The sequence below is a fragment of the Polynucleobacter sp. AP-Sving-400A-A2 genome (assembly GCF_018688155.1).
Classification (GTDB): Bacteria; Pseudomonadota; Gammaproteobacteria; order Burkholderiales; family Burkholderiaceae; genus Polynucleobacter.
The window spans coordinates 802,110-813,539 of record NZ_CP061312.1; the positions used below are offsets into that span (position 1 = coordinate 802,110).

The window sequence follows — 11,430 nt, forward strand, 5'->3', positions numbered from 1 at the left end:
TTGTTATGAATGGACTTGGCCTTAATGAAAAGAAAGTTATACGATTCGCTGGTAGATTTAAGACTTACGGTTTCTAAAGTCCTTGGGTTCACTCAAGAGATCAAACACATCACCCCAGTCACCACAGCAGAGAAGTTTGGGTTTGTGCATGAGCTCTTTCATAAACCCTCAGAACTCCTTGAGCTAGCTCCTAAAGAAGAGCCTATTCGGCCTCAGGTGCTTGCAAAGTTAAAAATAGACTTTGCTCTTCCAGAGACTCGATATTTTGATATTGTGGATGAGGGGGGCAGCAGAAGGCTCGCCTACAGCATTTCCGGAAATACGAATGCCGAAAAAATATTACTTTGTTTGCCTGGCCTCTTGGAGACCAAAGATTCCTTTAGCGTATTGCATAGCTATTTTTTAAGATTTGAAGAATGCAAAGTAGTTAGCGTTGATTTTCCTGGTAGAGGGGATTCTGAGTCCATTGCCTTGTCTCAAAACTACACCATGTCTCTCTATCTATCAGACATTCAAAGTCTCATTAAGATGCTGTTGAGTAGTCATCCATCGAGTACTCAATTTACCATTTTGGGCACTAGTATGGGCGGTGTATTAGCTATGTACTTAACGCAGTCACTGGGAAAAAGAATTTTTGAAATTATTCTGAATGATATTGCCTTAACTGTAAATTGGACCGCCCTCTATTCTTTATATAAATCAATGAACAATGAAGTTGGTTTTAAAGAAGTTAAACAATTAGCAAAAGATTTGAGGGTGGATGAGAGAGCATTTGCAGATGTTCAATTACCAGGCCACTTTGATTTAAGTTATAAAGCCGATGTATGGGGAATGAACTTTCATGAGGCTATGGAGGGCTACAAAGGGAAGGTGGCACTTATTTATGGCGCCGACTCAAAGGTATGTACACGCGAGCGAGTGCGCTCTGCAAAGGCTGTGATACCAAGATTAATTACATTCGAGATCGAGAATGCAGGGCACCCAGTGCCATTTACGCTCCAAGTTTGTGAGTTTATCCAGCAACAGATGAAACTTAAATAAGTTATTGCTGGCGATTCACCTTGAGAATAATTGGATTGAAGCTAAAGGGCTGTTCTTGCGTGGGATTTACCTGAACTTCAACTGCTTGAACTTGATCGGCTCCCATCACTTGAAGTCGCAATACATTCTCTAATAACTTTTTTTGATTCTTGCGATAGAGGGGTTGATCAATGATGAGTCGATGACTATCACCATGAATCAATAACACTGGTTTATTAAAAATCTCTGACTTTGATATAAAGCTCTCTAAGGTATCACGATAGCCACTATCGTTACTTGTCAGTTGGCTAGGCTGGTAAAACATATCCGCTTGATAGGCAAAGATGATGCCGCTCAAATTTCTTTCGCTAGCCAAATTAAATGCCCGATCAATCCATGCCAGATTTGCTTGATTTCTATCTTGATATTCTTTGATGGCTGACTCTGTGCCTTCATTATTGTTATTGGAGCCAGGTATATGAATACTGACAAACAAAAAGTTATTTTTGATCCAATAGGCGTTCTCTACATACTTGGAGTATTTCGGGTCGAGGTCTGCCTGCCTTTGAAGTCGTATGGTATTTTTACCTTGGCTCTGATTGGTATTAAAAAATACCGATCTCAAAGCCCCAAGTCTTTCCAGTGGATCGTATGCACCAGCTAAAGGTCGATGACAGTCAGTCCATTCGTTATCTCCTGGACTGTAAATCAAGGGCGCTTTAAAGCTTGAAAAATACGTTTTAATAATTTGGTTATGCTCATCACTACAGGTTGATGAGCCAGATTTTGTATCCCCAATAAAAATACTGAAACTAGGTTTTAGTCGGTTTATTTCAGTAATCAAATTTTCAAAGCGTTGAAAATCCTGAGGTAGTGAGTAGGGCATATCCCCTAGAGCAATGAACTTAAAGCTCTGGCCGATAGCAGCTGTTGAAAAGCTTGCTATGAAGATAGTGAGAAAAAATATGCTGAAGCGTAGTGCTTTAAAAGATTTCATTTATTTATATTGCTCAGGTTCATCATTGATTTCTTTGATCTCTAGCTCACCAAAGATATACGTATTTTCTCCCATTTCCTTCCAGCCTAGATCCTGAAAGACATGCACGTATTCCCCGGAGAACTTTTTTGATTTGCCATAGAAAATATCCGTTAGCTCATCTTGCTCATCTTCATCAACGGTCTCAGAAAAGTAGATTACCTTCTCCCCATCATAAGTCTTGCTGATTTCAGCCCCAGGAATATCGGCAATACAAATCCCTATTTGAGCTTGATAGTGACTGATGAACTTTGGCTTGGTAGTGGTAGTGATAGAACCTAGCTTCCAGACAGTTCCACATTTAATTTCTTTATTCTGTTTTTTAAAGATGCATCTTTGGACTAGAGAGCCCATTTCGAGGGGGATAATTTGATACAGCATCTCATATCTCCTGTAGTGAATCTGAGCCTTAATCATGCTCCTAAAGTATGACGATTCGATGAAGATCGGTCGATCTGAATGAATGTCTTCATTCTGTAATAGTTCCAGTTCATGATCTGGTCTGTGAATACAGTACTTACAACTATTACCTGCCCCGACTGCTGTGGACAAGAAACCCTGGAGATCTCACAAGGCTATTCTCAGCATTTGTATCGCTGCCCAAGCTGCAGCACCATTCTGAAGCCCAGATCAGGAGACTGCTGCATTTTTTGCAGCTTCGGAAGCCAAGATTGCTCTAATGCGGAGCAAAATTTAGCTGCTTAGGCCACTACCCAGTAGACTAGGGTCTCGTTTCACGAATGTGTCATTAGAGTTTCATAAAATAGACATATTCAAGTAAACCTGCTTCTATTGGAAATGCTGTGGCCTTACATCAAAATAAATCCTTAATGAATGCATCTGACCTTGTCGCTGCAGTTGACCTTGGCTCGAATAGCTTTCGCATGCTGGTTGCCCAAGTCGTTAAGACACCCTCGGGTACTCAGCTTCGTCCGATTGATACCTTGCGTGAGTCTGTCCGCCTGGCTGCCGGCTTAACCGATAATAAATTATTAGGTAATGATGCTTATCAGCGAGGCATAACCGCAATTCGGCGCTTTGGTGAGCGTATTCGGGGGTTTGATCCTGCCAATGTGCGCGCTGTTGCTACCAATACCTTACGAGTAGCTAAAAATGCCCCACACTTCATCCAAGAAGCCGAGGAGGCCTTAGGTTTCCCCATTGAAGTGATCGCAGGCGTAGAGGAAGCGCGCTTGATCTATATTGGTGCCGCCCATGAAGTGCCAGCAGTGCAAGGCAATCGTTTGGTGGTAGATATTGGTGGAGGCTCTACTGAGCTGATCATTGGCAAAGGGTACGAGCCCAGATTGATGGAAAGCTTGTATATCGGATGTGTTTCTCACAGCCTGAGGTTCTTCCCTAAGGGCAATATTGATTCTCATGCCTTCAAAGAAGCTGAGCTAGCCGCTAGACGAGAAATTCAGGTCATTTCTGGGGCGTATCTGAATGCTGGCTGGAAGCAAGTGATTGGCTCCTCAGGAACCGCACGCGCTTTAGCGGAACTCATTGCGGAGAATAACTTCAACAGCCAGAAAGATGGCGCCGATGGGTTGATTACCCGTGATGGCTTAAGAGCCATGAAAAAGCATCTGCTTAAATATGAGCATATCAATCAGGTCGAGCTCCAAGGCCTTAAGGATGATCGGCGCTCAGTTTGGCCCGGCGGCCTTGCGATCATGATTGCTGTATTTGATGAGCTCGGTATTGAGTCTATGGAGGTCACAGATGCTGCTTTAAGAATCGGTGTCCTTTACGACCTATTGGGCCGCTCTCAGCATGAGGATATGCGCTTTGTAACAGTTGAGCAATTTATGCAGCGTTACGCTGTAGATCGAGAACAAGCTAAGCGCGTTGGCAATCTAGCCGCTGAGTTTTTGGCGCAATTACCTAAGCCAGATGAAGAGAGTCGGGCCGATAACATTGCATTATTGCAATGGGCTGCCAACCTTCATGAAATCGGCTTATCGATATCGCATAACGGATATCACAAACACTCTGCATACATTGCGGGTAATGCTGATATGCCGGGTTTCTCAAAAAACGATCAGGCTAGATTAGCCGCCTTACTTATTGGTCATACCGGTAAGTTAGGAAAGTTAGCGAATAACGTCTCCTTCTCCGATTGGCGTATGTTGTTTTGCATGCGGCTTGCGCAGGTACTTTGCCGCGGGCGCAGTGATGTCAATTTATCCAAAGTGAAAGTCTCGGAGCACAATGGAGACTATTTAGTTAGCCTCTCCAAAGAATGGGCTAAAGAGCATCCATTAACGGAATTTAGCCTTCAAAAAGAAGCGGCCGAATGGGAACGCATCGGCCGACCTTACAGCATTAGCTTAAAGTAATTCTTACAGCCCAAAGAAGTGTTTAGCGTACCGTGGATTGATGTCTGATAGACGCAACATAGTCAGTACATCTGCTGTATTGAAATCTGGATCCCAAGCAGGTGCACTGCAAATCTTAGCGCCCAACTTTAAATAACCTTTAATCAATGGAGGAGGCTCTACTGCTAGGCCGCCATTGAGTCGCTCCAGTGGTAAAGGTAGGCGAGGGAAAGCATGGTTCTCAACTGGCGCCATCTGATCATTGTTTAGTGAGTTGTATAGGCTGGCTGCAAAATGACCGCCATCACCCATGGGGATGCTGGCACAACCGAGCATGATTTCATAATCATGTTTTTTCATGTATTGCGCTAAGCCGCTCCACAAAGCCATAATGACTGCGCCAGAACGGAAGTCTTCGTGCACGCAAGATCTACCGAGCTCAACTAATTTAGGACGTAAGTGATCTAAGCGCGCTAAATCAAACTCAGAATCTGAGTAGAGACGTCCGATCTCTAAGGCTTTGTGCGGAGGGAGTACGCGATAGGTCCCAACCACCTGTAATGACTCCTGATCACGAATCAGTAAATGGTCGCAATAGGCATCGAATTCATCAATATCGAGGTTCTCTGGATTGCTTGGAAGCTTAGCTCCCATCTCTTCTGCAAATACCTTGTAGCGCAGGCGCTGTGCTTCTTTAATCTCACTCGGATTGCTAGCCCAAGTAATTTGAAATGCAGGGCGTTTTGGCTTAGCAGTCGCTTTCTCGGCAACTGGCTCTATGGCTCTAAGCTCAGCTCTGGCTTTAGTGGCAAATTTCTTACCAAATAATTTCTTCGCAATTTTTTTAGAAAAGAGTTTTTTAAATGCCTCAGTTTTACTCTTTTTAATCTTCTTTGGCTTTGTTTCAAAGCGAGAATTAAAGAGGTCAAATGCAGCAAGGGGATTTGGAATGTCAGACATAGTGTTCCTTAAGTATTAATCTAATTGATGACCAGAGGTATGCAAATCGTTACCCACAATAGGGCGGAAATTAGTAAGGCGAGCATGACGGCAGCTGAGCCAAAATCTTTTGCTCTTTTCGATAGATCATGATGATCAAATGAAATACGATCGATCGCTGCCTCAACGCTGGAGTTGAGGAGCTCGACCACTAAAACCATAATGAGCGATGCAATGAGGGCGCATTTCTCAAGCGGGCTAATTGGCAAGAAAAGGGCAATTGGCGTCAGCACCACAAGCAAGAAAAGCTCTTGCCTAAAAGCACTTTCCTCTTGAAATGCATAGACTATGCCGCACCAAGAGTTCTTGGCTGCATGCCATGCTCTTGTGAGACCCCGATTACCTTTATGGGGGTTTTGCTTGATGTCGTAAGGTGCCGTCACAATGAATTATTAAGCGAGAGCAGTAGTATTAGCTGCAGTAGAAGGTACGGGCTTTAGATGATTGGCAAACTGCTCTGAAGCCGCTCTCCAAGAAAACTTTTCAGCATGAGCGCGAGCTAATTCACGAGGAATCTTCAAAGCTTGCATACAAGCTATTTGAAGATCTTCGTGCATTGCACCAGCAGCAGAGTTACCTAGAACATCAATTGGACCTGTCACTGGATAGGCTGCAACAGGAGTGCCACAAGCCATAGCCTCTAATATGACAAGCCCAAAAGTATCGGTCTTGCTTGGGAAGACAAAAACATCAGCGGCAGCGTATACCTTGGCTAATTCTTCTTGCTGTAATACGCCTAGGTAATTGATGTTGGGGTATTTTTCTTTAATACTGGCCATTGCGGGGCCATCACCAACAACCCATTTGGAGCCTGGCAAATCTATCTCTAGGAAGGCGTTGATATTTTTCTCTACGGCAACGCGACCAACATATAAGAAAATCGGGTGAGCGCTGTTGAGAGATTTAGAGTCTTGCATTTTGAAGATATCCAAATCTACGCCTCGTGACCACAGCACAACATTTTTAAGCCCGAACTTCTCAAGATCATCTTTTACAACAATGGTTGGTGCCATCACCGCCATCGATGGCCCATGAAACCAACGAATAAATGCATAAGTAATGCTCAGAGGAATTCCAGTGCGGGCTTTGACATATTCAGGAAAACGAGTGTGATAAGCCGTAGAAAATGGCAAATCATTTTTTACAGCATAAGAACGAGCAGATAAGCCTAAAGGACCCTCTGTCGCAATATGCATTGCATCTGGTGCAAATTCTTTAATACGGCGAGCCACTTCCTTACCAGGAAATAAGGATAGGGCAATATCAGGATAGGTAGGGCAGGGAATGGATTTAAAGCCAGTCGGGGTAATCATTTCGACTTCATGACCCATGCCGATGAGTTCAGCTCTAGTTTGTTTGAGCGTTCTCACAACACCATTGACTTGCGGATCCCATGCATCAGTAATGATCATAATTTTCATACAGTAACCTCTTTAATCAGTGTTGATAGCTCGGGTTGATGAGTAATTTCAGGTGCCTCTACAAGATCACCGTGTATATGTGTCCAGTAGATAATTTTGAGTTCACCGGTTGTAGTCTCTACAAGGGCTGATAAGCTTTCGACCCAGTCACCATCGTTGCAATACAACAGACCATCGATTTCACGAATTTCTGCTTTATGGATATGGCCGCATACAACGCCATCACAATTTCTGAGGCGGGCTTCTCTAGCCATGATGTGCTCAAAGTCCGCTATGTAGCTAACAGCATTTTTTACTTGATGCTTAAGATATTGGGAGAGAGACCAGTACTGCATCCCCATCCTGACACGCAACATATTGAAGTAGCGATTGATGTACAAAATAAAGGTATACAGTGAGTCGCCGACATAGGCAAGCCATTTGGCGTATTGCATGACGCCATCAAATAAGTCGCCATGGGTTACCCAAAGCTTACGTCCGTCCAAGGTTGTATGTATGACTTCTTCTTGAACCTTAATATCGCCAAAAGACATACCAAAGTACTGCCGAGCTGCTTCGTCATGGTTGCCAGGAATGTAAATGACTTCGGTACCCTTACGGGCTTTGCGCAATAACTTTTGGACGACATCGTTATGGGTCTGCGGCCAGTAAAACGACTGCTTTAAGCGCCAACCATCGATAATGTCGCCTACCAGGTAAAACTGATCGGCTTCATTATGTTTTAAAAAATCAAGGAGGTAGTTAACCTGACACCCTGATGTTCCGAGGTGTACATCTGAAATCCAAATCGCTCTGTAATGCGTCATGAGTAAGTATTAAGCCGATTTTTTATGAAGGCCTCATGACACTTTTACGACAGTTTGATGACTTGATTTATATTACGGCTAGATATGACGCATTCCCAACTAAGCCCCACCCCAAAACTCACCTCAACCCCGAGTAGTTGGCTTCGCTATTGGGTCTGGATGCAAATCCTGTCACATGTGATTTGCGGAGTTTGCACGCTATCTTTCTTTTTCCCCTTCCTCAATCGAGATCAGAAAGACCGCCGCATACAACGATGGTCTAAGAAATTATTAAGAATCTTTCATATTCAGTTGCGCGTGATAGGTGCGGAGAAGTTGGTCTCTAATCCTCATTTAATGGCATCAAATCACATCTCCTGGTTAGATATCCATGTGATTAATGCATTTAAGCCGGTCCGTTTTGTTGCTAAATCGGAAGTGCGGGGGTGGCCTGTATTTGGATGGATGGCAGAGCAGTTGGGTACCGTCTTTATTCGCAGAGATAGTGCGCGTCATGCGAGGCAGGTAGTAGACCAGATGGCCCAGGTCCTGAAAGAAGAGTCGGTCTGTATTTTTCCCGAGGGTACTTCCACCTCCGGAGAGTTGGTATTGCCGTTTAAGCCCAATCTGTTTGAATCCGCTATCCTAGCTCATGCGCCAGTCTTTCCGATAGCCATTGCTTATCGGTCAAGGTCAACGGGTCTGAGGAGTGATGCCCCTGCCTTTATTGGAGATATGGGACTATTGGAATCAATGTCTAATGTCATTGCCAGCCGGGATATTGAGGTTCATTTAAGCCTACTAGAGCCATTTTTAATAGGCAATGCAAGCAATCCGGATCGTAAGGAACTCGCTCTTTATTGCCAGGAAGGTATTACTAAAACCTTATAAACAGCATATGTAATAAAAGTGTCATATCCTAGAGGTACAAAGACTTATCGGTATCGGGAAGAGATATGACGTCAAAGCATAAAGAAATAAATGATTGGTACAAGAGTGCTCGAGAAGACATTCTTGATAGCATGGATGAAGAGCTCGAAATGGAGCTCGATGATGATCGCTTGTCACCCGATGGCGGAAGTGCCTCTGTCATACCCCGAAATGTTTACTTTAAAGAATTGTTTCGCCTACAGGGTGAGTTGGTCAAACTCCAAGATTGGGTAGTTGAAAACAAACTCAAGGTGGCTGTTTTATTTGAAGGTCGCGATTCTGCGGGTAAGGGTGGCGCGATTAAACGAATTACTCAGCGACTTAATCCCCGCGTTTGTAAAGTCGTTGCATTATCTGCACCTAGCGAGCGTGAAAAAACCCAGTGGTACTTTCAGCGCTACGTATCAAACCTGCCTGCTGGTGGCGAGATCGTCTTGTTTGATCGTAGCTGGTACAACCGCGCTGGTGTAGAAAAGGTCATGGGATTTTGTAACGATGCCGAGTACGAAGAGTTTTTGCGCACGGTCCCTGAGTTTGAACGCATGATTATTCGCTCCGGAATCATTCTGATTAAATATTGGTTCTCTATTTCAGATGATGAGCAATATAGCCGCTTCATGGTGCGCATCCATGACCCATTAAAACAATGGAAACTGAGTCCAATGGACTTAGATGCTCGCCGTCATTGGGAGGCCTATACCAAGGCAAAAGAGACCATGCTTGAGCGCACCAATATTCCTGAGGCACCGTGGTGGGTTGTGGCTGCAAATGATAAGAAAAAAGCCCGCCTCAATTGCATTTCGCATCTGCTGACCCAAATTCCTTATAGTGAAATTGCCCACCCTGAAATCACTTTGCCTGAACGGGTGCATAACCCTGACTATCTTCGTGGTCCTGTACCAAAAGATATGTACGTTCCTGAGATCTATTGATTTTGTAAATATAGGTCTCGAGGGTGTTAACCTCTTGTTATTCAATAAGGGGCCGGCACTTGAAAGCAAAGCACAGCATTACCAATAGAGAATTTAAGCTTCTGATTAAGCCGCAGGGCTTAGATCGGCGCAGCCGAATTACCGCCTTAAGCGAACAAATTCTGAGTTTTTGTAAAAAGAATAAGGTGGAATTTTTTCACCTTGATAACGCTACTACTGGTTTACGTAATATTTATTTTTACGATACCCCTGGCGAAGATTTCAGACGCAACAACATTATTCTACGTGTCCGAGAGTCCCGTCAAAACATCTGGGTTGATGACTGGTGCGAGGTTACTCTGAAGTGCCGGACAGATGATTTAGCTAAATCCCATCAATTCGACCCCTCTCCTAAAAAATCGATTAAGTCCCGCCTACGACTAAAAGAAGAAATTCTACGAGGTGATGCGATTGGAACGGCTAGAAGTATTTATTCTAATAATGCCATTTTAGATGCGGTACCCATTGATAGTTTGTTTGAAAAGTCACTAGCGAGTGTTGCTAAGTTCTTCCCTAGCTTAGTTACTTTACCAATTGATAAAAAATCACCCATCCGCATTGTTGGTGGCCGCACTAATAAGATTCTCGAAGCATGCCTGCCTATTGGAAACCTGGTTTTTGGTGATGGTGTGCAGGCCCATTGTGAGATTGCCATCTGGATGAAGAGTGTGGGCGATCCCATTGTTGGAGAGTTGGCTTTTTCTTATCGGGTGAATGATGCCAATCGTGGTCAAGCAAAAGCACATAAGCGTGCTGATAAGTTCTTCAAGAAGCTCCAAATCGAACTAGAAAGTTGGTTAGAAATTGGCAGCACTAAAACAGCTTTAGTCTACGGAAAACCTGAGTGAACTCTCAGATGCAAGATGATGTGACGATAACTAAGTCTCCAGACTTACGTGATCTTTTTGTACAATTTTTGATTATTGGCGCTGTCAGCTTTGGCGGCGGCATCATTGCCTACGAACGCATTCTCTTGGTTGAAAAGCGCAAGTGGCTCAGTGCTGATGAATTTATGGCGTACTTAGCAATTAGCCAGACAATGCCAGGCTTAAACTCCGTGAACTTAGCAGTGCTTGCTGGAGATCATCTACGCGGGTGGCAAGGCGCTGTCATTGCCACCTTGGGCTTAATATTTCCGGGCTCATTGCTCGTGCTGGGGTTTGGCATGATTTACGCTAGCGCTGCAGATCATCCTTCGATTAATCTCATCCTAGCTGGAATTGCAGCAGCTGCTACTGGCTTACTAGCTGCAATTACTTACAAAATCGGAGATGCTCACTGGCGTCATCTGAAGTCCTTGGCCATTATTGTTGCCACATTTATATTGATGAGTCTCTTTAAGCTTTCACTGCCATATGTGATCCTGATTATGGCACCGATATCACTCTATCTGTATCGACCAGGTAAAACTCAATGAGCCTATTGATTCACTTGGCTTGGACCTTTGCCTTGCTTTCCATTCTCGCGGTTGGTGGCGGTACCGCTGTGCTGCCAGAGATGCAAACCATACTCGCATATCAATTCGGCATAGACCACACCCAATTTGTTCATATCTATAGTATTGGTCAGTTAGCGCCTGGCCCCAATATGTTGATGGTCTTAGTGATTGGCTATCAAATTGCTGGACTCATCGGTGCAGGCGTGGTCTTGCTATCCTTCTTTTTGCCTTCAAGCGTTCTCTGTTTTTATGTCGGGCACTTATGGAATCGTTTTGGAGAAAGTCCTTGGCGTCGATCTATTCAAAATGCGCTGGAGCCCATTTCGATTGGCCTCATGTCATCCGGTGTTTATGCCGTTGCTAAGGCATCTGTAGTGAGTAGCATTACCTTAGCGCTTGCTCTTGTCACCCTGTATCTCATTCTCAGAACCAAAATTAACCCTGTATTGGTTATTTTGGGCTCTGGCGGACTTGGTGCTTTGCTAATGTCCTACTTGAACTAGTTAAAA

14 protein-coding genes are annotated in these 11,430 nt (G+C 44.1%); 8 read left to right on the top strand and 6 right to left on the bottom strand.

Annotated elements, in window-relative coordinates; translation table 11 throughout:
- The first annotated feature begins 24 nt into the window (after positions 1 to 24).
- A complete protein-coding gene (locus C2758_RS04215) occupies positions 25 to 1,041 on the top strand; it encodes an alpha/beta fold hydrolase (protein WP_215329730.1) in 1,017 nt (338 codons plus the stop codon).
- A gap of 1 nt (position 1,042) precedes the next feature.
- Here the strand turns inward: C2758_RS04215 and C2758_RS04220 are convergent, their stop codons facing one another.
- Both C2758_RS04220 and C2758_RS04225 read right to left on the bottom strand, forming a co-directional pair.
- Positions 1,043 to 2,017, bottom strand: a complete 975-nt coding sequence (locus C2758_RS04220) for a hypothetical protein (protein ID WP_215329731.1) — start codon at positions 2,015 to 2,017, stop codon at positions 1,043 to 1,045.
- Positions 2,018 to 2,437: a hypothetical protein gene (locus tag C2758_RS04225; RefSeq protein ID WP_215329732.1), complete on the bottom strand. Its 420-nt coding sequence runs from the start codon at positions 2,435 to 2,437 to the stop codon at positions 2,018 to 2,020.
- 111 nt (positions 2,438 to 2,548) lie between these two features.
- On the opposite strand from C2758_RS04225, the gene C2758_RS10800 reads away from it, so the two are divergent.
- On the top strand, positions 2,549 to 2,761 hold the full coding sequence (locus C2758_RS10800) for a GDCCVxC domain-containing (seleno)protein (protein ID WP_305849063.1): 213 nt from the start codon (positions 2,549 to 2,551) through the stop codon (positions 2,759 to 2,761).
- Between the two features lie 125 nt (positions 2,762 to 2,886).
- Positions 2,887 to 4,398 (top strand): exopolyphosphatase, encoded by a 1,512-nt coding sequence (gene ppx, locus C2758_RS04230; protein WP_215329733.1) that lies wholly within the window; start codon positions 2,887 to 2,889, stop codon positions 4,396 to 4,398.
- Positions 4,399 to 4,401: 3 nt separating this feature from the next.
- On the opposite strand, the gene C2758_RS04235 is transcribed toward ppx, so the two are convergent.
- Genes C2758_RS04235 through C2758_RS04250 form a run of 4 tightly spaced genes read right to left on the bottom strand, consistent with a single transcriptional unit; the run spans position 4,402 to position 7,603 of the window.
- Positions 4,402 to 5,337 (bottom strand): GNAT family N-acetyltransferase, encoded by a 936-nt coding sequence (locus tag C2758_RS04235; RefSeq protein ID WP_251369258.1) that lies wholly within the window; start codon positions 5,335 to 5,337, stop codon positions 4,402 to 4,404.
- A 20-nt stretch (positions 5,338 to 5,357) separates the two neighbouring features.
- The gene (locus tag C2758_RS04240; protein WP_215329734.1) at positions 5,358 to 5,759 is read right to left on the bottom strand and encodes a diacylglycerol kinase; all 402 of its coding nucleotides are present in this window, start codon (positions 5,757 to 5,759) and stop codon (positions 5,358 to 5,360) included.
- 9 nt (positions 5,760 to 5,768) lie between these two features.
- Positions 5,769 to 6,797 carry a glycosyltransferase family 1 protein gene (locus tag C2758_RS04245; RefSeq protein ID WP_215329735.1) on the bottom strand — a complete coding sequence of 343 codons (1,029 nt, stop codon included), beginning with the start codon at positions 6,795 to 6,797 and terminating at the stop codon, positions 5,769 to 5,771.
- Entirely contained in the window at positions 6,794 to 7,603 is an 810-nt protein-coding gene (locus tag C2758_RS04250) for a UDP-2,3-diacylglucosamine diphosphatase (protein ID WP_215329736.1), read from the bottom strand. The genes C2758_RS04245 and C2758_RS04250 overlap by 4 nt, the downstream gene beginning before the upstream one ends.
- 84 nt (positions 7,604 to 7,687) lie before the next feature.
- On the opposite strand from C2758_RS04250, the gene C2758_RS04255 reads away from it, so the two are divergent.
- The 5 genes from C2758_RS04255 (at position 7,688) to C2758_RS04275 (ending at position 11,424) form a co-directional block, all read left to right on the top strand.
- The gene (locus C2758_RS04255) at positions 7,688 to 8,473 is read left to right on the top strand and encodes a 1-acyl-sn-glycerol-3-phosphate acyltransferase (protein WP_215329737.1); all 786 of its coding nucleotides are present in this window, start codon (positions 7,688 to 7,690) and stop codon (positions 8,471 to 8,473) included.
- A 65-nt stretch (positions 8,474 to 8,538) separates the two neighbouring features.
- Entirely contained in the window at positions 8,539 to 9,444 is a 906-nt protein-coding gene (gene ppk2 / locus C2758_RS04260; protein ID WP_215329738.1) for a polyphosphate kinase 2, read from the top strand.
- A gap of 59 nt (positions 9,445 to 9,503) precedes the next feature.
- The gene (locus C2758_RS04265) at positions 9,504 to 10,331 is read left to right on the top strand and encodes a hypothetical protein (protein WP_215329739.1); all 828 of its coding nucleotides are present in this window, start codon (positions 9,504 to 9,506) and stop codon (positions 10,329 to 10,331) included.
- Positions 10,328 to 10,900, top strand: coding sequence for a chromate transporter (locus tag C2758_RS04270; RefSeq protein WP_215329740.1), 573 nt, complete (start codon positions 10,328 to 10,330; stop codon positions 10,898 to 10,900). The genes C2758_RS04265 and C2758_RS04270 overlap by 4 nt, the downstream gene beginning before the upstream one ends.
- Positions 10,897 to 11,424, top strand: a complete 528-nt coding sequence (locus C2758_RS04275) for a chromate transporter (protein ID WP_215329741.1) — start codon at positions 10,897 to 10,899, stop codon at positions 11,422 to 11,424. The genes C2758_RS04270 and C2758_RS04275 overlap by 4 nt, the downstream gene beginning before the upstream one ends.
- Positions 11,425 to 11,430: the final 6 nt, after the last annotated feature.